This is a genomic window from Butyrivibrio sp. LC3010 (genome assembly GCF_000424385.1).
GTDB lineage: Bacteria > Bacillota > Clostridia > Lachnospirales > Lachnospiraceae > Butyrivibrio.
This window is the reverse complement of sequence record NZ_KE384180.1, coordinates 17,253-41,235: the sequence shown is the minus strand read 5'-3', so window position 1 is coordinate 41,235 and position 23,983 is coordinate 17,253. Positions and strand designations below refer to the sequence as shown.

The window sequence follows — 23,983 nt, the reverse complement described above, 5'->3', positions numbered from 1 at the left end:
GGGACAGGTAAAAATCTAACCTGCGGTGCCACCCGGCTTGGTGAAATAAATCACCCACTCATACGTACTATCATACGCAAATCTTTGTTAACGGAGGATTATCTCCGGCTAACATACTAGTTAAAAAATAACCTTCAGCTCGCCCTCAGAAGCCCATTCACAAATGTCTCTATATCGTCTCGCACCAACCGACGACTCTCTGTAATAGAAATCCAAATGTTACTCTTTCTTCTTCAACGGTTTAAACTATTAAAGCATTTTTCAAGTTCAAAGTCAATAAAACTTCTAATATTGCAGAATATTACTACATTCTGGATAATCAGTCTTAATTGCATCTATTACCTTGTAAGTGAGACTTTTGCAGGGAAAATGGCTTTTCATCATGCAGGATTATCCCCCATTGAGCTGGATGAAACTAAGTAGATGGAAACATTGGAGTTAACGATGAGGGGATTATCACGGCGCCGCTGTATGTGGTCCGAGAGAACTCATCGACTAGGCGCAGGATGCTATCCTGGAATCAGAAGACAGGGGCGAAGATAAGATATCTGAAAAAGCAGTAATAGCTGCAGCCCTTGAAACAGTTCTCGAAAAGGTTGCACAGAACGAGGACGATATTGAAGATGTTATTACAGGTGTCTTCAACAAGCACTTCAGCCTTTCAATGGTTAACGGTATGAGGCGGAAGAAATAGGATTATAGGGGAAGGCTTAAGGCTTTCTCCTATTTTTTTATGGTTTTCACGGGTTTTCTTAGCTCTTCAGGGTTTATAATATCAAATAAAGTGATCAAGAAAGGTGAGTGAGACCATGAGTTTACCGGCAGATTGGGATAAACCATCTCCTGAAAACAGCATATTATGCGAAAGGTTCCAGTATGGTGTATTTGATTATTCTGGCACATTGCCATACCGATTCTTTGTGCCCGAAACCTTGGAAAAGGTGCCTCTTGTAGTATTTCTTCATGGGGCTGATGCCTATGGTGATGACAACGAGCTTCAGCTTTCCATGCATGATATAGGGACGGTATTTGCCGCGGATTCCTGGCAGAAGAAACATCCCTGTTATGTGCTGGCTCCACAGTGCAGAAAGGGAAGGCACTGGTCGGGACTTCTTGAAGGAAATCGTATATGCGTCCTGGTGAAAAGATTCATGGAACAGTATGCCAACATAGCCCCTGAAAGGATCTAAATTTATGGCTACAGCGCGGGAGGCGTTGGATGTCTTGAGATATTAAAGTACCATTCTGAAATGTTTGCCGGTGCTGTTTCCATATGTGGGGCTACGGGATTTAGAGACTTAAGCAATCTTCTGAAAACACCCATATGGCTTATCCATGCAGCTGACGACAATATTGTAAAAGCATCATACAGAGAAAATAGCGTAGTAAGTACTCATCTGGGTTCACGGGATATTTACGCAGAGCTAAAAGACAAACATCCGGATCTCCATTATACAGAATATGAAGCTGGTGATCTTAAGGAAAAGTACGGTATAAATCCTCACTGCAGCTGGGTTCTTGCAGGACGAGATGACCAGGTGAAAGAGTGGCTGTTTTCAAATGAAAGATGTTGATATAATTACCAAAATGTAGTAAATTATTTATTAGATTAGATAAATGTTTTACGGAGGAGTCTTCATGGCTACAATTAAGGAGATTGCCGAAATGGTCGGCGTATCCAGCGCAGCAGTATCCAGGGTCCTTAATTATGACGAAGGTATTTCTGTAAGCCCTGAAACTAAAGAAGCGATATTTGCCGCAGCAGAGAAGGTAGGCTATAAGAAAAAGGTTATTTATCCAAAGATAGAAAACGTGGTTCTTCTCTACTGGTGTGAAAAAATAGATGAACTTGAGGATATCTACTATCAGAATTTCAAAAAGGAATTGATAAAGCAGGCGGCCAGGGTCAATATAGACATGACGATAGTAACAAGGGAAGATGGAATGTCGGCTATTCCGAAAGGAACAATTGCTTTTATTGCTATCGGATGGATGAACCGTAAGGAAATAAATGCACTCTATAAAAAATGCAAAAAGGGTGTATTTATCGGAACCTCGCCAGATGAAAAACTCTTTGATGCAGTAAGACCAAACCTTGATTCATTTGTTACTCAGATGGTCGATTACTTTATGGACAATGGCATTACGGATGTTGGATTCGTTGGAGGGACAGACAGAAATATCGATACCGGGGAACCCTCAATGGATGTACGAGAGTGGTCGTTTAGACAGAGTATGCTTTACTATGGGCATCTTAATGAAAAGCATATACATATCACGGATTCATTTACTGTAGATGCAGGCTATAAGACAGGCCTTGAGATGGTTAAAAAAGGCGACCTGCCTAAGGCAATCTGTGTAGCGTGCGATACATTGTCTGTCGGATTATTGCAGGCATTTAATGAAAAAGGTGTAAGTGTGCCTGAAAACGTGAAAGTATTTAGCATAAATGATATAAATGTGGCAAGATACGTTTCTCCGCCGCTTACGACATTCCATGTTGATCATGAAGCAATCTGTGAAGCAGCATTGGATCTGCTCCGTAGTAAAGTGCTTGGAGGAAGTAAAATTACTAAAACCGTGTTTGTTAACGGGCTTCCGGTAATGAGAAAAAGTACCTGAAAATATAGAATACATAATTGCTTAAAGCTGTCCTATGGGGGCAGCTTTTTGTGATTAATAAACAAAAATATACTTGAGCGTTTTAGCATTCCTACAAAACTTATTTACCTGGATTGAATTCTAAAAAGGGGAGTATTATAATGCAAAACAAGTAAAACATTTACTAGTAAATAAATAAATTATTTATCGGAGGATGACATATGAAAAGAAGGATGATCGCTTTAATGCTCATAACAATGGTTTTTGCATTACAGACAGGTTGCGGAAGCGCAAGTAAAGTAAGCGCAGCTAAGCCGGATGATAAAGGGAATTTTATTGTAAACGGAAGTTTTGAAAATCCTGAATTTGATCCCTGGGTAGTTACAAATGTTGATAACGTGACAGAAGAACTTGATGTCTATGATAGGGATACGGATGCTTTTGAAGGTGTTCAGTCACTTCATTTCTATTCTGGTTCTTCTGATGTTAACTTTACGGCAGAGCAGACCATAACAGGTCTTGAAAGTGGAAAGTACAAATTCACAGGACATATCCAGGGTGATAATGCCGGTGATACAGATGGAACAGCCTGCTTCTACGTAGAAGTGGGTGGTGAGAGAACAGAGATACCAGTTTCACTTAATGGATATGTTGCATGGGATACACAGGAATTATCAGGAATAGAAGTTGATGGTCAGGATGTAAAAGTAGGCGTGAAGATTTCTCTTGCACCAGGTGCATGGGGAACCATCGATGACCTGACACTTGTGAAGGAGTAAAGATGCAGTTTATTAAGGGGATGGATGTTTCCATGATAAAGGAGCTTGAAAATCATGGGGCAAGTTATTACTTAAAAGGGCACAAAGAAGATATATTCAGTATATTGAATGAATGCTCTGTAAATATGATAAGGTTAAGGCTTTGGAGAGATCCATATAGCAGCGATGGCGAAAGCTATGGCGGAGGAACCAATGATCTTGAAACTACACTTGAACTTGCCAGACGTGCTAAAGAAAATGGTATGCAGGTACTTTTGGATATACATTACAGTGATTTCTGGGCAGATCCTGCAAAGCAGGTCAAACCCAAGGCATGGTCAAAGATAAGCGGAGCAGAGCTTGAAGGAACAGTGTATGGTTATACGGCACTGGTTCTTAAGGAGTTTAAGAAGAACGATCTTATACCGGAGATGATACAGATTGGGAATGAGATAACAAAAGGACTTCTGTGGCCGGATGGACATATAGACAGGGTTTCCAATATGGCAAGACTTCTTAAAGCAGGAATAAAAGCTGCAAGGCATGTCTGTCCTGAGAGCAAGATAGTATTACACCTCGATTTTGGGACAAATAATGAGCTCTACAGGGACTGGTTTAAGGCACTGGAACCTTATAATATAGACTATGATGTTATAGGAATGTCATATTATCCACACTGGAATGGAAGCATCAAAGAACTTGTTGATAATATGAATGACATAAGCAAAAGATATGATAAGGATGTAATCGTAGCAGAGACATCAATAGGCTATACTCTTGATGATCTTGGATGCAAAGGTATTGTTTACGGAGAGAACGAAGAGAAGGCTACAGGATATCCCGCATCACAAGAGGGGCAGGCAAAGTTCCTCAAAGATCTCTATGAAGCAGTAAGAGGAGTTAGTGACAATCATGGAATAGGAGTTTTTTACTGGGAACCGGAATGGCTTCCTATCCCTGATTGTACGTGGGGAAGTCCTAAAGGCTGTGATTACATGCATGATCCCGTGGAAGCAGGGAATGCAATGGCTAATCAGGCATTGTTTGATAAAAACGGTAATGCTAATGAGGCACTGCTGGCACTTGCCGGTATGTGATATAAACGGAGGGTTACAGAATGAAAAAAAGGATTATTGCCACAATTTTATCGATGGCATTGTTAACAGCAGCATGTCTGGCTGGATGTGGAGCTAAAGCAAAATCAAATAAGATTGTTGTATGGACAAATATGGAAGTGGAACAGCCGACTATTCAGAAACTGGCAGATGCATGGGGAGTAGAGAGTGGCTATGAAGTTGAGGTGATCCATCAGTCCCCTTCAGTACAGCAGTTTGCACAGGCTGTAAAGAGCGTTGATGGACCGGATGCAGTTATCGGCATCCCTAACGACCAGCTGGCTGATTATGTAAATGCAAACCTTGCAGCAAAAGTTCCTGATGATCTCTATACGGATAGTGATTATTCAGATGCTGCGATCCAGGCATGCTATGTTGATGGTGCAAGATATGCAGCCCCGCTGTCTGTTGAGACAATATCCCTGTTTTATAACAAGGATAAGGTAAGTGAAGTTCCCGCAACATGGGAAGAACTCATAGACAATGCAAAAAGTCATGGTGGTGTACAGTTTGATGCGACAAGTATCTATTATGACCTCGGATTTGTAAGAGCAAGCGGAGGATATATCTTCAATTACTTAAATGGTTCTTATGATGTCTCCGATATCGGTCTTGGAAATGAAGGAGCGATAGATGCATACAGCTTTATAAATAAGCTTTGCAATGATTATGGCCTTGTGTCTGCTGATGTTACAGCTGATATTGCAAGAAGCAATTTCCAGAATGGACAGACTGCATTTTATATTGGTGGCCCCTGGGATATAGATGGCTTTGAATCCGCGGGAACAAACTTTGCGATAGCAAAGATGCCTACTTATAACGGGCAGGAGTTTGTAACACCTGTAGGAACACAGGTGAGTTTTGTAAGTAATCAGAGTTCAAAGCAGGACAAAGCGTGGGAACTTATCACATATATCATGGGAAATGGAGCATTGGAACTCTATGAATCCGGAGATAGAATTCCTGCACGACTTGCTGATCAGGAAATCAGCCAGATCAAGGATAATGAATTCACCAAGGCATTTATTGAACAGATAAACGTAGGTGAACCCATGTCTACCGTATCTGAAATGGGACAGCTCTGGGGAATTTACACGAACAATATCAGATCCATGTGGTCAGGTGAACTTACTTCTGAAGAAACAGGAGCAAATATCGTAACCCAGCTTAAAGAAGCTGTAGAACTAATGAATTCAGGGAAGTAACAGAATGAGAAAAAAGAATAATGCAAGGGCATATCCGTATCTGGCACCGGCACTTATCTCGATATTTGTAGTGACACTGATTCCTATAATATATACGGTTGTTCTTTCATTTACTAATTACAACATGTATCACCTTTCGGATTTTTCATTTATTGGGGTTGAGAACTATGTTACTGTTCTTTCCGGCAGTATAAGGAATGTATTTTTTCCCGTTCTTGCCTGGACTGTATGCTTTGCAGTCATAAGTACCTTTGGTTCTTATTTTGCCGGACTGATACTGGCAATACTTTTGAACAATCCAAACATGAAGGAATCTAAAATTTACAGGGCAGTGCTCATCGTTCCATGGGCACTTCCCTCAACAATAGCTATTCTTGCTTGGCAGGGACTTTTAAACGAGCAGTATGGTGGAATCAATAATCTTCTGCATATGCTGGGAATAAACTTTAATATCCCATGGATGACAGACGCATTCTGGGCAAGGGTTGCAATAATAATCGTAAATGTATGGCTCGGATTCCCTTACATGATGAATGTCTGTCTTGGAGGGCTTCAGTCGATATCAAATGACTATTATGAAGCAGCCAGAATTGACGGGGCATCAAAATGGCAGTGTTTTAAGAGTATCACTTTCCCAATGGTATTCCATTTGTCAGTACCACTCGTGATATCTTCATTTGCTGCAAACTTCAATAACTTTGGAAATATCTACATGATAACCCAAGGTGGTCCAGCCAGAGTTGATAACCAGTTTGCGGGTTATACGGATATCCTTGCAAGTACAACATATAAGATGACAACGTGGTCAAACAGGTATGAATTATCAGCTACATTCAGTGTTCTTATATTCCTTATCGTTGGAACATTTACACTTGCAAATATGCACTTTTCAGGACAGTTTAAGGAGGTGGACTGATGAATAAAGTATTATCTGCCTCAGAAAAACGAACATTGTGGATCAGCAGGATCGTCATATGGATTACCATAGTTGCGGTGCTGTTCCCTGCACTTTGGATAGTGATGTCCTCATTCTCAGCAGGAGACAGCTTCTTTCTATCATCACTGTTTCCTGAAAAATTCAGTATAGAGCATTACCGAGAATTATTTACAAATACTGATTTTGTGCTGTGGGTGTGGAATTCATTGAAGCTGTGCTTGATAGTTGCAGTGATACAGCTTGTCCTGACATCCCTTTCTGCATATGCATTTGCCAGAATGAGATTTACAGGAAGAAAATACGGGCTGATGTCACTTCTAATCCTGCAGGTATTCCCAAACAGCATGGCAGTCTCTGGATACTACATACTGATCTATAACTTTGGACTTGTAGACAGCAGCCTCGCCTTGATATTTGTACTGGCAGGGGGAAGCGCATTTAACATATGGCTGTTAAAATCCTACATAGATGGTATACCGATTGAACTTGATGAAGCGGCAATGGTTGACGGAGCAGGACAGTTTAAAGTGTTCTATGCCATTATTCTTCCGCTTGCAATGCCACAGCTTGTTGTTATATTCCTGTTCTCATTTATAGCAACATACAGTGAATATGTTATAACTTCTGTATTTTTGCAGACACCTGGAAAGATGACCCTTGCTCTTGGATTACAGTCATTTATCACTAACCAGTTTGCAGCACACTGGACACTATTCTCAGCAGCTGCAGTAATATCATCATTACCAATTATGATTGTCTTTATGGCACTTCAGAAGTTCATTCAAAACGGGCTAGTTGCAGGTGGTGTTAAAGGCTAATTGAGTAATTATGTACAGAAATAAAGTTATATTCTAAGGAGAAAGGTTTTGATACAAAGCACAAACAGACTATCCTATACACCAATGTCACTAACTGTTGATGACAAGCCTTGCAAAGTATCTGTCACTCTTTGATCCTAAAAAGAGCCTTGATGATAATATCAAGCGTCTATTCTTTAATACTGATGGATATCTTTTTGAAGAAACAAAGAACCTTCTTACCCAGGAATTTGCTGATGTAACACTTGTAAATAACGTAATAGAGCAGGTAGCATCAGGAGAAAATGCCCTTAATATCATTGCATCCAAAGTAAAGGAAAAGGACCCGACAGTTCTCTATTCCCTTGAAAAACTTATTGATGTAGGTCTTGTAGAGAAGAAAAAATGCATCACAGAGGAAAAGAATAAGAAAAAGACCCAATATGTACTAAAGGATCATATGTTTAAGTTCTGGTATGAGTTTATTCCAAAGGCCATAAGCGTAATAGAGATGGGGCAGGGAGATCTCTACTATGAAAAGGCAGTAAAGCCAAAACTTCATGAATTCATGGGAAGTGTATATGAAGAAATGTGTAGATACTATACTTTAGAGCAGGGAATCCAGGGAGCATTTGGATCATTCCTAACAGAGACCGGAACCTGGTGGGGCGTAGAGCAGCTTCAGGATGCGGAAGATAAGTGGTATCAGCAGGCAACAGATATAGACGTTGTTGGCATTTCTACAATAGATAAGACTGCAGTTATCGGTGAATGCAAGTTTAAGAATGAAAAGATCGATAAAGGAATATATGAAACCTTGATAGGAAGAGCAAGACTCATTTCCGGTAAATATAACATAACAAAATATCTGCTCTTTTCACTTAGCGGATTTACAGACTGGTTTAATGATATAGATAAGACAAATCTTGTTCTTATCACAGTTGATGATATGTATAAGTAACATTTGCACCTGCCATTTTTTAAGAGGGATAAGTCATGACATTTGAAGAATTCAAAGCGCTTTATGGTCCTCAAGAACATCAGAAGGAAAAGAGAAAACAAATAAGTTCATCCCACAGTCTGGGCGAAAAGACTGTGGGACTTTTATATCATAAAAGTTACTATCATAATAAGTGTAGAATCCCATTGATCTGATATGAGCATTGAAGCCTGAACACAGTTGCTGCGTCGTTTAGATCAATGTCTGTAATTTCTGTAATCTTGGTCATCCTGTAATTCATGGTGTTTCTATGTAGGAATAGTGCATCTGCAGTATCCTTTATGGAGCAGGACAGGCTCAGAAAGACCTTTAAGGTTTCAACAAGATCTGAGTCGTGCTCAAGGTCATAACGGTGAAGCTTATATAGAGCGGGATGTATATAGGACTGCAAAAGGCTTATATCCGATACATGGTTAAGAAGATGGTAAAATCTGTAGTCTTCATATCTGTGTACTTTAGACGGATTTCCAATTTGTTTCCCTATACGATATGCCTCCTGAGCATATTGGAAACTCTGAGGGAAAAGAGAAGCCGAATTAAACTCCGGGCTTATTCCTACATCCGATACATTTTTTAGAAGTTCATCGTTATTTTCTATGTCACCTATTATGCCGATATATGAAGAGATAACAACAACAAGTTCTCTGAAGATGAATATTGTGTTCCCGGGTATCATGGAGTCAAGAGTTCTTTTGATAAAAAAGAGCTCATGTCTTGAGTGATGGATTGGCTTTAATACCACACAAAACGTATGCTCAGGTAGTTTGGGCAGCATTTTCTCAGTACTCTTTAAATCTTCCTCACTTCCATCAAGAAGCTTAATATACATATCCGTATCGTCCTTTGACAGATCAGGATATGTATTATGTATATTGATAAAAGCTGACAAAAATTCACTTATCTTTGGCAGATATGTCTTGTGAAATGATGTAAGACCACGGTTGTTATCGAGCAAAACAAGATATGCTACCGGCCTGTTTTCTATGAAAAGCTGTGAAGCCAGTTTCTCTTCTGTAGAGCTGGCGCATGTGACCTGAAAGCAGGCAGAAGTCTTGGGAAGACTCTGGGCAGGCATAAGCTCGTTCATCGCATTAATAAACTCAAAAGTGCAGGATCCTTTCTCTATATATCGCTGCCACAAAGGGTCAGTGATGGATACGGAAGTGGAGTGCGCAAGAACTTTAAATCCTAAGTCTGCAAGAACAATGGATCTGTCCAGGAAAAGGGCAGATTTGTTTATGAGCTCCGTTATGGAGATATTTTCCTTGGACAGCTCTTTCAGATGCCTGAATCTGCTCTCGTGGTCAGTGGCTCTGAAAAATGCAGAAGTAAGAGCGTTCATACAGTTCATCATCTCTTTATCTGTTGTATATATAAATGAGATATTTTCAGGAAGTCCTTTTGTTGTTGTGAGAATACAGGGGGATTTTTCAGTTTCTCTGATAGTATCAGTATCCACTTTTCCAATATAGAGGCACGAAGGATCATCTAATGGCATGCCATCAGATAAAAATGAAAAGTGCGTAAGTTCCGGATTTGAATTCCCTACGTTTATGCTGCAGTTGCAGCTTTTCTTCATTATTTCAGCTATTTCTTCAAAGTTCATAAAATCCATCTCCATTTGTGTTGTGCATCAAGCACAATATATGCTCATCTGTTTATGCAGGCAAAATCTAGACCATTATTTTATAGCCCAGTAAAATTATTGTATTCATGGATGTTCATGGATGCAACTCTAAATCGAAACATTGTTGTAGTCTATGCACAATAAGTAGCATTTATATGTTTAAAGGAGGTACTTATGGCTTACGAAAAATTGTTTAAAAGTGGGCGTATAGGGGGCGTGCGAATCAAGAACCGCACAGTAATGCCTGCGATGGGAGTTTCGCTGGCAGATCCAACAGGAGAAGCTAACGAGCACATTATCAGATACTACGAAGACCGTGCAAAAGGCGGTGTGGGTCTCATTATCACTGAAATCACAAGAGTAGATGAGGTAGAAGGTATTGGTACACCTAATCAGCTGGGAGCTACAGATTCCAGACATGTTCCTCATCTCGAGAGGCTTGCTGAGCGTGTACACAAATATGGAACTAAAATCCTTGTTCAGCTTCAGCATCCAGGAAGGGAAAATAAATCATCCATGATAGGCGGCAGACAGATTGTTGCTCCTTCACCTGTTATGTGTAAGGTTACTAAGGAAATGCCAAGGGAGATGACAACAGAAGAGTGTTCAGCACTTGTAAAGAATTTTATCAAGGGTGCTGTCATCTGCCAGAAGGCCGGCATGGACGGAATCGAGCTTCACGCAGCTCATGGCTACCTTTTAAATGAATTCCTTTCTCCATATACAAATAAGAGAACGGACAGATATGGCGGATCTTTTGACAACAGAATAAGAATTCTTGAGGAGATAATCACAGGTATAAGATACATGTGTGGTCCCAGATTCCTTATTTCAGTGAGAATTTCAGCTGATGAATTTGTAGAAGGCGGATTAAAGCTTGAGGATACAATCAAGATTGCAAGAACACTTGAGAGCTTCGGCATCGACTGTATCAACGTTTCAAGCGGTATCTATGAATCTGCTACAACAATTATCGAGCCTTCTTCATATCCTCAGGGATGGAAGAAACATCTCGCATCCGCTATCAAGAAAAATGTAATGATTCCGGTAATTGCAACAAATAACATCAAGGATCCTGAAGTTGCAGAAGCACTTCTTGAGGAGGGCGTTTGTGATTATATTGCTCTTGGCCGTGCTCATCTTGCTGATCCCGAATGGGCAAACAAGGCTAAGGAAGGCAGAGGCGATGAGATCAACAAGTGTATCGGATGTCTATACTGCTTCACTGCACTTTCAGACGGAGGACATATCAAATGTGCCGTTAACCCCAAGTGCGGAAGAGAAGTTGACTATAGCTGCGTAGAAAAGACTGGCAATGGCAGAAAGGTTGCTATCATAGGTGGAGGCCCTGCTGGAATGGTTTCAGCACTCACACTTAAGGAGAGAGGTTTTGAGCCTGTAATTTTTGAAAAGGCAGACTCTCTTGGCGGACAGCTTAATATTGCAACAAAGCCTATCATGAAGGAAAAGCTTCAGGCTTATCTTGATTCTCTTGTTTGCAGAATCAAGAAAAACAACATCGAAGTCAGACTTAATACAGAAGGCACTGTAGATGCTGTAAAGGCACTTGATCCCACAGCTGTTTTTGTTGCGACAGGTGGAACACCTATCATTCCAGGGCTTCCCGGAGTTGATGGAGCCAATGTTATCACTGCTGAAGAATATCTGATGGGCAAAAAGGAAGTAAAGGGTGACGTTGTAGTAATTGGCGGCGGTGTAACAGGTATGGAAACTGCTGAGACCATTGCAACAAGAGGCGGAAATAAAGTTACTCTTGTAGAGATGACAAAAGACATCGGAAGAGGTCTTTACCGCTCTGTGATCGCTGATTTCACCATCAGATTCGGAAAACTTGGTGTAAATGTCATGACAAGACAGCAGTTCATGTCTGCAGATGAAGAATCAGTTGTTGTAATGAATACAGTAACAAGACAGATGACAAAAATTCCTGCTGGTACAGTAGTTCTTGCACTTGGAGTACGCTCAAATGATGTATCAGCACAGTTTGAAGAGAACTTTGACAATGTAATAGTACTCGGCGATGCAAACTTCCCCGGAAGAATTGCGGAAGCTACAACAGATGCACTTGGCAGAGCATCAACACTGTAAAGGGGAGGTTTTCAGATGAAAGAATTCAAGAATAAAGTTGCACTGATAACCGGTGCAGCAAATGGTTTTGGTAAAGAATTTTTAAAAGAAGCATCAAGGAGAGGCATGCGCATCGCTGCTCTTGATATCGAAAAGGACGAAGTAGAAGCAGCTGCCAAGGAAGCAAAAGAGCTTGGAGCTGCAGAAATCTTCACTATCCAGGCAGATGTAACAAAGGTAGAAGACTGTGAGAGAGCGGTTGATGAAGTTATTGAAAAATTCGGCGCGATTGACCTTCTTATGAATAACGCAGGTGTTGTGGTTCCTGGTGATATCTGGGACACACCGGTTCGAGACTGGGAGTGGATCACACACGCTAACTTCCTTAGCCATGTTTACTTCATGCACAAGGTTATTCCGATCATGATGAAGCAGGGTACACACTGCAATATCGTGAACACATGCTCAGTAGCAGGACTTATCACTTCAAATGGAATGCCCGCTTATCACGCTACAAAGCATGCTGCAGTTGCACTTTCTGAAAGTGTTAGCTATGACCTTCAGGCAAAAGGCGCAGATATTTCCGTTAGCATATATTGTCCGGGATTTGTTCAGACAGACCTTCACCATGCTGAAAGACACCGCCCTGAGCAGTACAAGGATGCATCTGATCCTTACTACACAAGCAAGGAATTCGCTATGGGTCAGAAAATAGCAGAGCAGGTTATTGTAACAGGTATGCCTATAGATTCTGTGGGAATGAGAGTATTTAATGCTATAGAAGAGGATCAGTTCTATATCCTTACTCACCCTATCTATACGACCCTTATCGGTAAACGTGTGACAGACATGCTTGCAGGAAAAGGACCAAACCTCATGGAACTTCGCGGAAAATAATCAAAGCAAAGGGCTGTCAAAATGATGGCCCTTTTTCTTTATATACCCAGGCAAAGAATATCCGCATTATTGATACCTTCATATGAAGAACTGCCTCGTGATCTTTTGCCATAAGATTTAACCTCGCTGATTCTTCAACAAAATAGAGATTAACTTTCCAGATTTTAAAACAGGCTCTGTTCCAACAAAAAGATGGTACAGAGCCTGAAGTTTGTAATGAATTAAATATTTAACGCGGTTTTCAAAGAGTTGCTAGATTACTTCTTGTTTACAAGGTCCTTAAGAGCCTTACCAGCCTTAAATCTGGGAGCGATAGAAGCAGGAATCTTGATGGTAGCACCAGTCTGAGGGTTCTTACCAGTTCTAGCAGCTCTCTTTGTAGTCTCAAATGTACCAAAGCCAACAAGCTGAACCTTATCCTTCTTTTTGAGCTGTTTTGAAACTACATCAACGAAAGCCTTTAAAGCCTTCTCTGTGTCCTTCTTGCTAAGGCCAGTCTCTTTAGCCATAGCTTCAACGAGTTCTGTCTTATTCATACTTTTCATCTCCATAAGAATGTGTAGTTGCGGGCTTATGCGCCCTGGTTGGTCACATTTTACGCCCTTCTTTGCATTTTGTGAATAAGTTTCCTTGATTTTATGTGGTTTAGTTCATCAATTGTTCATGGCTTCATTATTGTAAAACGCATACTACAACCTTAAAATTATAAGTAATAATTTAGAAAAATGGAGACTTGAAATATGGTAGGATTGTCTGAAAAAGACTGGAAACTTTTTAGAAAGAACCTTCCTGAGTGGCAGGAAGCATATATGGGGAGGCTTGTTGAGGAATATAAGGAAATCCTGAACAGCGATAAGCTCCCATCTGATAAATACTGGGCACTTGAAGGGCGCATAAAGTCTGACAAGAGAAACCCCGGAGTTGTGATCACAGATATAAGCAGATCAAACTTTTATGATCAACTTGTATCTCTCTTAAGGTACAAGGTCATAACCATGGAAGACCTTAAGGACTTCAGTGATGATACAAAAGATATAATTAAACGGCTGATAGGATAATGAGGGGATAATGAAAAATAACAGATACACGAACATAATTGTATGTTATGGGGATGCTGACAGGGATATCCTGACAAAGCAGATAAAGATGTACAGGGAAAGATACCAGTCGAAGGTTGTAATGGTAATGGATTCTGAAGCTGACACTAAATGGTTGGATAAACACAGCGAACTATTTGAAGAGACTATGGACAGGACAGAAGGGGTGAGCCTTCAGGATGATATTGTAAGTTATTGCAACGCTCATCACTTATCAGAAAAAGAGACAATGCTTATAGCAGAATTTGGTGATACTGAACCTTTAACCGGGCTTGGATTTGAAGTTAAATGCCCTGGTGCCATGGCAGAATCCTATAAAAAGGCGCTTGAGATGCTAGGAAATATGATAAAGCCGAGGGTATAAATCATGTGGAAGATAAAACAGATTTTTGATGGTGATTACGGATGTGAAGAACTAAACCCAGGGGAAGATCCAAAGCTATCCGTAACGCTTATATCAGATGGTGGAAATGAGAAATATGTCCAGGCTACAGATAAATGGCTTACGGAAAAAGGGCTTGATGTCGGTTCTATTTGGCCTGAAGAATAAAAAATTAGAGGTTTGGTATTAAAGGGGGAAGAATGGGACTTATAGAAATAGCCAGCGGTAATTCTGTATGGCGAGGCATGGATTACTATAACAGTAAAAAAGTAGAAGAAGTAGAAAAGACCAGTGATACTACGATAGATGGCACAGTAAGGGGCGAAAATCTATACAGGGTTCATGTTGATATATCGCATCCAAGGAAATCAACCTGTACATGTCCGTTTGCTGACGGAAGAAGAGTTGTCTGTAAGCACATGATAGCCCTATATTTCACAGCATATCCCAAAGCTGCAGAGGACTTTTTAAAGCAGGTAGAGGAATGGGAAAAGGAAGAAGAGGAGCTTGATGCCAAGGATTTTATCATAGATCGCCCCTGTGAAACAGAAGATGAAATGTAATAATACCAATTTATTAGAAAAATAATTCATAGCATCCGGAGGTACACATGAGTAGATTAAAAGATTTGAGGACATATATCGACAAGGAACTTGCTAACATTACTGAATCAGACAAAAGGACTAGCGCAACAGCTCATCTTTACGGCGTATCACTTGCGGCAACAATTCTCGCAAAGAAGCGCGGACTTAATGAGCAATTAGGTGCTATGTCAGGAATGCTTCACGATCTTCATGCATATAAGAGTGGTTCCTATGAAGACCACGCCCATCTCGGAGCAGATCTGGCGAGAAAGATTCTAGAAGAACTTGGCATCACGTCAAAAGAAGAAACTGATATCATATGTTCTGCGATATACCATCACGATGATAAACTCGTGACAGATTCTCCGATGGATGAGCTTCTAAAGGATGCAGATGTTATAGACCACTGTTTTAAAGATTCATCGAAGCCTGTAAAAGAAAAAGAGCAGAAGAGATATGATGCTCTCTGCAAAGAACTGGGGCTGTAATCGTTTCATGGAATATATAGATGTATATACAAGGGATGAGATCCCTACAGGAAAAATTAAAGAAAAACATGAAGCTAAGATCCCCGGCGAGTATTACAGACATGTACTAATCATAATGAAAACTGCGGATTCTCCCACACCCGGAGAAGGTGAAGGTATGTACGTAGTACAGCAGCGTTCACTAAAGGCCAGATATTATGCCGGGAAATGGGACATGACAGGTGGCGGGGTACGTTCCGGGGAAACACCTGGTGAAGCTGCAGTAAGAGAACTTTCTGAAGAACTGGGTATTGCCGTCAATCCACAGGATCTGAAACTTGCCTTTGACTACATAAAGGACTGGAATGATGGAACCGGGCTGTTGGCATCGGTATTTATGATACGTGTAGAAGTCCCTGAAAATGGCTTCTCATTTAATCATTATGAAGTAAATGATGTAAAAACAATGCCTTTTCATGAATTCTATAATCATGTGATGGATCACAATGATGAAGAGATGGGAAATGGGCTAAAGGTAATCGAACAAACATTATGACCTTTGGCGGTAGATGATTGGCAGGAGTATCTTTCTGCAGTCACCACACCCCATTAATGGGGAAAGCTGGAACTTTGTCACGTAAGTTCCAGCTTATTTTTTTGAAGAAAAGTTTTTGTGTTCTTATGAGGGGGTTGTTATCATTTCTGATGTTTATATGATACAAACAAAATCGTAAGAGAAAGTGTCAAAAGTATGGAGAATCTGTGAAACTATCTCTTCATTGAAACAGATATAATCCTTTAAACTCAGGACTTAACCACCTGTATTTTGCATTTATAAATATATATTCATGACTTTTATCCATATAAAATGTTGACAAAAGGAAAGATTGCTTCAACTCTTTACAGATTTACCCTATAATTGAAGCTCGGGGAACTTTTTACGCGGAGGAATTGATTGATATGAAATACAAGCTAACGGTGTTCATTGCTATCCTTGCATTTGCTGCGCTACTAAGTGGTTGTTCCAAAAAGGTATCAGAGGCAAAAGCAAAAAAATATATGCTTTCATATTTAAAGCAAAAGTATGATGAGCAATTTGAAATAACTGGATCAGAACTCGAAAATAATAACAATATGATGGTTGCAAGATACTATTACAGATTTGATGCAAAATCTGAAGATACCGGTGTCACTTTCACATGTAACTGTGATGCATACAGGCAGAAAGATTCTGATCCATATATGGCCGATAACTATGAAAAAGCTTTATATCAAGATACAATAAACAAGGAATTATCTGATGTAGAAACAAATGCTGATGGATGGACTCTAAGAAGTATTGAAGATCAGATTTTTAGCACACACACAGGTAGTCACAGCTACGAAGAGTTTAAAAACGATGCAGATAAAAATACCATCTTCATAAAGATTGATATTATAGCTGATGATCCATACACAGCGGCTTCATCAATATATGATTATCTGTGCCGTGTCCGCACCATCAGTAAATATATATGTGTTGATTTATACTATCCTGATAAGGACGTTGTTTTTATAAAAGTAAGGCCTGATTCAGATTTGGAATATAAAACTGTGCTTCAGAAAATGCAGAAACTATGGGGCTAAGGTATAACTATTACAACATGGAGGATAACATGAGCAAACATAGTGTGAAATATAATAAAAACTCATGGAAGAAGCATCTACTAAGGATACTGTTAATAATTGAAATAATAATTGTTGCTTCATTTGTATTCTTAATGATGTCAGATTTTCATACTATAGCCCTTATTTTCCAGCTTTTTATACCGTATTTTTTAGGCCCCATTTTACTGGAAGCTTTTCCGTTTATCTTAATTATGGCAGGACTCATCATTGCCATGAACCGTATAATGAGGCATATGCCCTGCTTAAGATGATCAAGGATTGCGGGCATGATAATAGTGATGATCTGTGGGCAGAATTTACCGTAAAGACAGAAGAATTTGTTAAAAAGCATGATACAGATATCGGACATTCAATAGCAAGGATGATAACTGATGTAGCTGACAGTGTAGCAGACATAAATGGTGAGGAAAGCTGATCAACAGACTGAAAGAATAGGTGGCAAAAGAATTTCGGAGATTCAATAAAACATATAAAGCGTAGGTGATGGATAATGCCATTTCAAATTATCAGGAATGATATTACAAAAGTAAAAGCAGATGCCATAGTGAACACAGCAAACCCGAAGGTTGCTATTGGAAGTGGCGTAGATACTGCTATATATAATGCTGCAGGAAGAGAAGCTGCAGAAAAAGTTGCAAATTTTCTGGAAGTGTTAAATCACTAAAAAATAATTAGCACTCTGCTTGACAGAGTGCTAATTTGGTGTTATACCATATATAGAACAAAGGAACAGAGAAGACCGTTAGGACTTATGAATTCCAATGATCTAAACCCTCCGTCCCAATGCTCAAAAATATATTTTTTTGATGCAAAGGAGGAAAAAATTATGTTAGCACCGAGTATTTTTGAAGAAAATCTATTTGACAATCTGTTTAATTTCCCTGATTTCAGAGAACTGAATAACATGGAGCGTAAGCTCTATGGAAGACATGCTGATAGGCTAATGAAGACTGATGTTAAGGAAGAAGATAATCAGTATGAAGTAAATGTAGATCTTCCAGGATTCAGTAAAGAGGACATTAGCCTTGAATTAAATGATGGATATCTTACCATCAGCGCTTCTAAGGACATGAATAATGACAAGAGTGATAAGAAGGGCAGGCTAATAAGACAGGAGCGGTACTCCGGATCCATGCAGCGTAGTTTCTATGTTGGAGAGCAGGTCACAGAAGATGATGTAAAAGCATCCTTCAAACACGGAGTTCTTACTCTGATGATTCCTAAGAAGGAACAGCCAAAGCTTCCTGAAAAGAAGCATATCCAGATAGCATGAAAAGATAAGGCATCTTCTCATAGATAAACTTCTACTAATCCTCCCGGAAATAGTACATTTCCGGGAGGATTTTTTAGGGGGGTCATTTGTTATTTTGGGTTTTTTTAAGGTAACGCTTATATAAATCTCGCAGATCATCCCTTACATCAAGCATGGCATTAAGGCCCAGATAAAATTCTTCAAAATCATTGCTCTTCCCATTGCAGATGCACCATTTGAGTTCATGGCCTGTAAAGAGGTGGGCAAGAGAATGGTACAGTATTTGGGGATCATTCATATTTCTTATTTCGCCTTTATTCTGGGCTTTTTTAATTATGAGTTCACCCATTCTGGTAAGTGAATCGCGCATGTCAAGGCTATGACGGTTATCCTGAAGATTTGCTATTATCATCTGACTGAAAAGATCATATCCAAAAGCAGTAGTATCTTCTATCAGTTTTGAGAAGATATACAAAAGCTGTTCTAATGAGGAATCAGTTTCTATGAAATGGTAAGGATCAGATATCAGTTCTTTTACTGTTGTATCATACAGATCCAGGACAAGCTCATCTTTAGAGCCTGCATATTTGTAAAAAGTCGGCTTCGTAATGCCACATGAATCACAGATGTCATTTATGGTGACACTGGAATATCCTTTTTTTCTTATAAGTTCTATTGCAGTATTTTTAATGTAATCTCTTGTAATTTGTTTCATATAAATTTACCTCGGTAAACATAAATTAACTATACAATAATATCATGCACTATTATAAGCGTCGATAGTAAAATATTTTTTATTTCGAAGCTCTTATACCGTAAGAAAAATTAATAAAAGTTGTCAGACAAATTTGTGTAAGGTGACAGAAATACAGATTGGACACCATGTTTTATTGACACACATTTTTAATGACGTGATAATTTACGTATGGCAACTATATATTTACCTGTGTAAATATGTAAAAACATTTTTGGGTAGGAAAGGTAGGAGAAAAATGGATTATAAGGAATTGTTTACACCGTTTAAAATCGGGAACATGGAAGTCAAGAACCGCATCGGTATGAGCCCAATGGGTACAAACTCTGCATTTACTAATGGCAGAAAGGATGCACAGGAAATTGACTATTTTATAGAGAGAGCTAAGGGCGGTACAGGAATAATCTTCCTGGGATGCCAGATGCTTAATGAAAGACTTGCACAGGGTTCTATGGAGGGATATCTTGACAGTTTCACCGTTCTTCCGTCACTTACAGCAGTTTGTGATGGAGTTCACCGTTATGGTGCCAAGATTGTATGTCAGATAAGTCCCGGCACAGGACGAAATGCCTTTCCTGACACATTGGGTAATCCTCCAATTTCATCATCAGAGACCTCATCTGTATTTGACCCCAGTATTAAGTGCCATGCACTTACTAAAGATGAGATCAGGGAAATGATGGAAGAATTTAAGTTTGCAGCAGGACTGGCTAGGGATGCCGGCTTTGATGCAATAGAGATCCATGCGCACGCAGGATACCTTATCGATCAGTTTATGTCACCTGTATGGAACAAGAGAACTGATGAGTATGGCGGAAGTCCTGAGAACTGTGCTCGTTTCCCAGTTGAAATAGTTCAGGCAATGAAGAGTGTTGTTGGCGATAAGCTTCCTATCATTTTCAGAATATCATTAGATCACCGCTTTGAAGGTGGAAGAACGCTTGAAGATAGTATGAAACTCCTTAAAGTCCTGGAAGAAGGCGGCGTTGATGCATTTGATATCGATGCAGGTTGCTATGAGACTCTTGATTATATCTTCCCTCCGTCATATCTCGGAGAAGCATGCATGGCTTATGTATGCGAGGAAGCAAGAAAAACAGTTACTGTTCCGATATTCAACGCAGGAACACACAACCCTGATACAGCATTGGAACTCATCAAATCTGGCAACGCAGATTTTGTAAACTTTGGACGTGCGCTTATAGCTGATCCCGATATCTGCAATAAGCTTATTGAGGGAAGAGTAGAGGATATCCGTCCATGTCTTAGATGTAATGAATTCTGTATCGGACGAATCTGGAATAACCATACAAAGCTTTCATGTGCGGTTAATGTCCAGGCTATGGAAGAAGAGCGCTTTAAGCTTACTAAGACAGAGAATCCCAAGAAAATTGTTATCATTGGTGGCGGTCCTGCCGGAATGGAAGCTGCACGTGTCGCTGCAACTGTGGGTCATAAGGTATCACTTTATGAAAAGTCCGATAAGCTTGGCGGAGTGATGGGCGATATCTGCACAGCAAAGTTCAAGACAAACATTAAGAAATTCACAAAGTATCTTACAGTACAGCTTGAAAAACTGGGTGTTGATATACATCTCGGCACAGAAGTTAAGGGTGATGAAGCATTCCTTTCTGATTGCGATAACATCATTATAGGATCAGGAGCAGCGCCTTTTGTTCCTCCGATAGATGGAATAGATGGCAGCAATGTGGTTACTATCTTGGATGCACATAAGGATCAGTCCAGGATCAAGGGTGATAACATTGTAATCTGCGGTGGTGGACTTTCAGGTCTTGATGGAGCCCTTGAGATGGCTTCTGAGCTTGGAAAGAAAGTTACAATTGTTGAGATGCTTCCTGAATGTGGAAAGGATGTAATGTTCATCAATAAGATAACACTTTTCCAGAAGCTTGCTGAAAATGGGGTAGAGATGAAGACCGATTCAAAAGTTGTTTCCATCTCATCTGATGCAGTTACTATTGAGAAAGCAGACGGTTCAAGGGAAGAAATAAAGGCAGATACTGTTATTGCAGCATTTGGAATGAGACCTGTAAGAGATGTTGCCGAAAAGATCAGGGATAAATATCCTACAAAGACAAGAATCATTGGTGACAGCATGAAACTCGGCAAGATTGGTGATGCTGTAAGAGAAGGATTCTATGCAGGTTCAAGTCTTTGATTTGAATGCGGAATTTCTTTTGATAGTTCCCTTTCAATATCAACCGTTTTTGACGATTTTACTAATGGTCAAAGCTAACTTTAAAAGCTAAAATTTATTTACTTGAAGAGATTTAAAGATTCTTCAGATAATAGAGGCCAGGCGGTGCTGTGGGAATACCCATGGTGTTGTCTGGTCTCGCCAATTAATCCGGAGTGCCATATAATTAGAAAAGAGTAATATACAGGCAGGAGACATATCGTGGCAAGAGAACTGACAGATGAAGAAAAGAAAGCATATGACCATATGCTGGAGGGTGCAAAACAGCTTAACATCTTCGGAGAAGAAGAGGCGCTTGATGCAAAGGATTTTATCATTTATCCATCAGATTATAATGAAGCGGAGATATCGTTATGAACAAAAAAATACTAGTAATATCAGATTCACATGGATATCCGGGCTTTGCAAAAAAAGCCATTGAAAAAGAATCTCCCTTTGATTTTCTTGTTCACTGCGGTGATATCCAGGATTCTATTTCTACCATAACAGGAGATGATCCATCATATGAGGTAAAGATAGTCCGCGGTAACTGCGACTTTGGAAACAGTCTTCCACTTAACGAGGAATTCAAGGCTGGCTTCTTAAACGTATGGGTAACACATGGAAATGCCTACAATGTTAAATATGAGGAAAGCCTTAAGACTTTGAAAGAAGCGGCTAAATCAAGATGCGCTGATCTTGTCCTCTTTGGTCACAGCCACTTTGCAGAGATTGTGAAGGACAAAGAAAATAATATCACTCTTGTAAATCCGGGAAGCATCTGTTATCCGCAGGTTACAGGCGATAAAGCTACATATGCCGTTATTACAGTTACAGATGACTACGAGGTAATACCGGAGATTAAAGAAATAGAAGAGTCCTTATAACCCAAAGCACCACCACCGGGATCCTGCCACAGTGACGGTACCTTATAGGTTTCCTTTAGTATTCATTTTTAGGTTCCTCCTTCTATGCTTATATAGTAGCAGGAGGAGAGCAAAAATAAATCAACCAGTTTGGGGAAATAATATTGTCTATTTTTCTTTAGTTATAAGGTGGATGATTAGTATCGACATCATAGCAATATGCTATGGTGTCTTTTTTTCTTCAAAATGGCTAATCTGATTCTTCTATTAATATATGAAAAGCCTTGTGCTATCTGCATTTACGGCTATGCCACCTCTGAATTAATTCCGCAAAAATTACACACCTTGTAGTGAAAGGAGGAATGCACTGCAAATAAAAGAGGAAATATGCGGTGCAAATTTCACATGAAAAATACAAGGCAATTAACAAAGGATAATTTCAAATCGGAAAAATTACAATTGAATGAGGAGGTGATAGAAGGCGTGAATAGTAATCCAGACCTATATGGAGGCATTTATAAGGAATTAGCGGAACTGCTAGGGGATACTGCAACAATAAAAATCTGGAAGAGATTTTCAGGTCTAAATGTTACCTTTCCCCAAAGGCTATATTCTAAAGAATACACAAGAGAATTTATAAAAGAAAACATGAATAGGCTGAAACCCGCTGAACTGTCAAGGGCTATGGGACTATCTGAGAGAAGAATAAGGCAGATTATTACCGAGATCAAGCATGAGAATGAGGAGGTGTGATATGGCATTTTGTTCTAACTGTGGTTCTGAAATTAAGGAAGGCGAAAAATTCTGTACTAATTGTGGCAAAGCAGTCGCTACGGAAGAACGTGCGCAAAACACTGTCAATTATGCAGAAGACAATACCGTTAAGAAGCCTAAAAAGAAGATAAAGATATGGAAGATCATATTAGGAATCATTCTAGTGATGATAATCGGTGCGGTTGCATTCGTATATCATGAGTTGAATGAGGATTTTCCTAAAGATATCGGGAAGGAGAAAACAACTGATATAGAGATTGGTGGGATAGTATTCCCAATGTCAGAAGCCTATGAGTTTGCTGGCTCGAATGCTAGTGGCGGTCAGTCCTATAAAACAAAAGGTAGTAGGTCATATATGTTGTTTGAGAATACAGATCTTGATGTACCTGAAGGCTTCGATATTAAGGATAAGTATCTTGAAGCCAAAATATATGAAGCAATCAAGTCCAATGCGGATGCTATCCTAACTACACCAAAAGAAGTAAATACAGATAATATGAATATCGATGGTTTGCCTTGCTGGTCAAAAGCATACGAAGGTAAGTATGAAGGCATAGATGCATACCTAAAATGCGTAGCTACTTATAATTCCTACAGTAAGAAATTCGTCGCGGTAACGATAGTTGCATCTTCAAACTATGCGGATAAGGCAATGACCAGATTTGACCGCATGCTTAGTACGGCAAAGGTTAATAAATCCTTATCATCAAGCATAGAAGGAGTAAGCGTAGATTTAAAGGAGCTTCTTGATGTACTTTAAGCAATACTTTATATTTCCGAAGAGATTTTATTTTTATTTAGGAATTGTATTGTCGGTATCATGATACAATTATTTCGGTATGTTATGCAGTATTTGATAATTTTATCATTGTAAATTTATATGCAAAGCTGCTGGTTCAGATTTATATATGAGGATA

At 39.6% G+C, this 23,983-nt stretch carries 29 protein-coding genes and 1 other annotated feature (1 of these 30 running past the window's edge); of the genes, 26 read left to right on the top strand and 3 right to left on the bottom strand.

Features of this window, described 5'->3' with window-relative positions; translation table 11 throughout:
* Nucleotides 1-246: a binding site (T-box leader), on the bottom strand; it reaches 4 nt to the left of the window's first position.
* 563 nt (nt 247-809) lie between these two features.
* From G622_RS0120530 to G622_RS26670, 9 genes are all read left to right on the top strand, one after another.
* Entirely contained in the window at nt 810-1,190 is a 381-nt protein-coding gene (locus G622_RS0120530; protein WP_026512200.1) for a hypothetical protein, read from the top strand.
* Nucleotides 1,191-1,250: 60 nt separating this feature from the next.
* Nucleotides 1,251-1,574, top strand: coding sequence for a hypothetical protein (locus tag G622_RS0120525; protein ID WP_026512199.1), 324 nt, complete (start codon nt 1,251-1,253; stop codon nt 1,572-1,574).
* A 64-nt stretch (nt 1,575-1,638) separates the two neighbouring features.
* Nucleotides 1,639-2,622 (top strand): LacI family DNA-binding transcriptional regulator, encoded by a 984-nt coding sequence (locus G622_RS0120520; RefSeq protein WP_026512198.1) that lies wholly within the window; start codon nt 1,639-1,641, stop codon nt 2,620-2,622.
* Between the two features lie 200 nt (nt 2,623-2,822).
* Nucleotides 2,823-3,380, top strand: coding sequence for a hypothetical protein (locus tag G622_RS0120515; protein ID WP_026512197.1), 558 nt, complete (start codon nt 2,823-2,825; stop codon nt 3,378-3,380).
* Between the two features lie 2 nt (nt 3,381-3,382).
* Complete coding sequence (locus tag G622_RS0120510) at nt 3,383-4,456, top strand: glycoside hydrolase family 53 protein (protein ID WP_026512196.1); 1,074 nt, start codon at nt 3,383-3,385, stop codon at nt 4,454-4,456.
* Between the two features lie 20 nt (nt 4,457-4,476).
* Entirely contained in the window at nt 4,477-5,679 is a 1,203-nt protein-coding gene (locus tag G622_RS0120505) for a sugar ABC transporter substrate-binding protein (protein WP_026512195.1), read from the top strand.
* Nucleotides 5,680-5,683: 4 nt separating this feature from the next.
* Nucleotides 5,684-6,595: a carbohydrate ABC transporter permease gene (locus tag G622_RS0120500; protein ID WP_044958237.1), complete on the top strand. Its 912-nt coding sequence runs from the start codon at nt 5,684-5,686 to the stop codon at nt 6,593-6,595.
* Entirely contained in the window at nt 6,595-7,434 is an 840-nt protein-coding gene (locus tag G622_RS0120495) for a sugar ABC transporter permease (protein ID WP_044915777.1), read from the top strand. The genes G622_RS0120500 and G622_RS0120495 overlap by 1 nt, the downstream gene beginning before the upstream one ends.
* Before the next feature lie 100 nt (nt 7,435-7,534).
* Entirely contained in the window at nt 7,535-8,374 is an 840-nt protein-coding gene (locus tag G622_RS26670) for an ATP-binding protein (RefSeq protein WP_242833037.1), read from the top strand.
* Nucleotides 8,375-8,537: 163 nt separating this feature from the next.
* Here the strand turns inward: G622_RS26670 and G622_RS0120480 are convergent, their stop codons facing one another.
* Nucleotides 8,538-10,019, bottom strand: a complete 1,482-nt coding sequence (locus tag G622_RS0120480) for a PucR family transcriptional regulator (RefSeq protein WP_026512192.1) — start codon at nt 10,017-10,019, stop codon at nt 8,538-8,540.
* 195 nt (nt 10,020-10,214) lie between these two features.
* Here G622_RS0120480 and G622_RS0120475 point away from each other — a divergent pair, with 195 nt between their 5' ends.
* Nucleotides 10,215-12,149, top strand: coding sequence for an oxidoreductase (locus tag G622_RS0120475; protein ID WP_026512191.1), 1,935 nt, complete (start codon nt 10,215-10,217; stop codon nt 12,147-12,149).
* A 15-nt stretch (nt 12,150-12,164) separates the two neighbouring features.
* Nucleotides 12,165-13,025: an SDR family NAD(P)-dependent oxidoreductase gene (locus G622_RS0120470; protein WP_026512190.1), complete on the top strand. Its 861-nt coding sequence runs from the start codon at nt 12,165-12,167 to the stop codon at nt 13,023-13,025.
* A gap of 257 nt (nt 13,026-13,282) precedes the next feature.
* Here G622_RS0120470 and G622_RS0120465 read toward each other — a convergent pair whose 3' ends face one another.
* Complete coding sequence (locus G622_RS0120465; RefSeq protein WP_026512189.1) at nt 13,283-13,561, bottom strand: HU family DNA-binding protein; 279 nt, start codon at nt 13,559-13,561, stop codon at nt 13,283-13,285.
* A 204-nt stretch (nt 13,562-13,765) separates the two neighbouring features.
* Between G622_RS0120465 and G622_RS0120460 the strand changes: the two genes are divergently transcribed.
* From G622_RS0120460 to G622_RS0120410, 10 genes are all read left to right on the top strand, one after another.
* Nucleotides 13,766-14,083 carry a hypothetical protein gene (locus tag G622_RS0120460; RefSeq protein ID WP_026512188.1) on the top strand — a complete coding sequence of 106 codons (318 nt, stop codon included), beginning with the start codon at nt 13,766-13,768 and terminating at the stop codon, nt 14,081-14,083.
* Between the two features lie 10 nt (nt 14,084-14,093).
* A complete protein-coding gene (locus tag G622_RS0120455; protein WP_026512187.1) occupies nt 14,094-14,486 on the top strand; it encodes a hypothetical protein in 393 nt (130 codons plus the stop codon).
* Between the two features lie 3 nt (nt 14,487-14,489).
* Complete coding sequence (locus G622_RS0120450) at nt 14,490-14,672, top strand: hypothetical protein (protein WP_026512186.1); 183 nt, start codon at nt 14,490-14,492, stop codon at nt 14,670-14,672.
* 32 nt (nt 14,673-14,704) lie between these two features.
* A complete protein-coding gene (locus G622_RS24035) occupies nt 14,705-15,067 on the top strand; it encodes an SWIM zinc finger family protein (RefSeq protein WP_081675443.1) in 363 nt (120 codons plus the stop codon).
* 47 nt (nt 15,068-15,114) lie between these two features.
* Complete coding sequence (locus G622_RS0120440) at nt 15,115-15,576, top strand: HD domain-containing protein (protein WP_026512185.1); 462 nt, start codon at nt 15,115-15,117, stop codon at nt 15,574-15,576.
* Nucleotides 15,545-16,111 carry an NUDIX domain-containing protein gene (locus tag G622_RS25000; protein ID WP_081675442.1) on the top strand — a complete coding sequence of 189 codons (567 nt, stop codon included), beginning with the start codon at nt 15,545-15,547 and terminating at the stop codon, nt 16,109-16,111. The genes G622_RS0120440 and G622_RS25000 overlap by 32 nt, the downstream gene beginning before the upstream one ends.
* 404 nt (nt 16,112-16,515) lie before the next feature.
* On the top strand, nt 16,516-17,181 hold the full coding sequence (locus G622_RS0120430) for a hypothetical protein (protein ID WP_026512184.1): 666 nt from the start codon (nt 16,516-16,518) through the stop codon (nt 17,179-17,181).
* A 289-nt stretch (nt 17,182-17,470) separates the two neighbouring features.
* Nucleotides 17,471-17,638 (top strand): hypothetical protein, encoded by a 168-nt coding sequence (locus G622_RS26060; RefSeq protein ID WP_155831581.1) that lies wholly within the window; start codon nt 17,471-17,473, stop codon nt 17,636-17,638.
* Nucleotides 17,639-17,713: 75 nt separating this feature from the next.
* Nucleotides 17,714-17,887: a macro domain-containing protein gene (locus tag G622_RS25570; RefSeq protein WP_155831580.1), complete on the top strand. Its 174-nt coding sequence runs from the start codon at nt 17,714-17,716 to the stop codon at nt 17,885-17,887.
* A 162-nt stretch (nt 17,888-18,049) separates the two neighbouring features.
* Nucleotides 18,050-18,496, top strand: a complete 447-nt coding sequence (locus tag G622_RS0120410) for an Hsp20/alpha crystallin family protein (protein WP_026512182.1) — start codon at nt 18,050-18,052, stop codon at nt 18,494-18,496.
* An 82-nt stretch (nt 18,497-18,578) separates the two neighbouring features.
* Here G622_RS0120410 and G622_RS0120405 read toward each other — a convergent pair whose 3' ends face one another.
* Nucleotides 18,579-19,190: a TetR/AcrR family transcriptional regulator gene (locus tag G622_RS0120405; protein ID WP_026512181.1), complete on the bottom strand. Its 612-nt coding sequence runs from the start codon at nt 19,188-19,190 to the stop codon at nt 18,579-18,581.
* A gap of 277 nt (nt 19,191-19,467) precedes the next feature.
* Here G622_RS0120405 and G622_RS0120400 point away from each other — a divergent pair, with 277 nt between their 5' ends.
* The 5 genes from G622_RS0120400 (at nt 19,468) to G622_RS0120380 (ending at nt 23,826) form a co-directional block, all read left to right on the top strand.
* The gene (locus G622_RS0120400; protein WP_026512180.1) at nt 19,468-21,408 is read left to right on the top strand and encodes an oxidoreductase; all 1,941 of its coding nucleotides are present in this window, start codon (nt 19,468-19,470) and stop codon (nt 21,406-21,408) included.
* Between the two features lie 240 nt (nt 21,409-21,648).
* Nucleotides 21,649-21,804: a hypothetical protein gene (locus G622_RS26055; RefSeq protein WP_155831579.1), complete on the top strand. Its 156-nt coding sequence runs from the start codon at nt 21,649-21,651 to the stop codon at nt 21,802-21,804.
* Nucleotides 21,801-22,313, top strand: coding sequence for a metallophosphoesterase family protein (locus tag G622_RS24025; RefSeq protein WP_044958236.1), 513 nt, complete (start codon nt 21,801-21,803; stop codon nt 22,311-22,313). Before G622_RS26055 ends, G622_RS24025 begins: the two co-directional genes overlap by 4 nt.
* Before the next feature lie 384 nt (nt 22,314-22,697).
* Nucleotides 22,698-23,045 (top strand): Mor transcription activator family protein, encoded by a 348-nt coding sequence (locus G622_RS0120385; RefSeq protein ID WP_081675451.1) that lies wholly within the window; start codon nt 22,698-22,700, stop codon nt 23,043-23,045.
* Nucleotide 23,046: 1 nt separating this feature from the next.
* Nucleotides 23,047-23,826, top strand: coding sequence for a zinc ribbon domain-containing protein (locus tag G622_RS0120380; protein ID WP_026512178.1), 780 nt, complete (start codon nt 23,047-23,049; stop codon nt 23,824-23,826).
* The last annotated feature ends 157 nt before the right edge of the window (nt 23,827-23,983 follow it).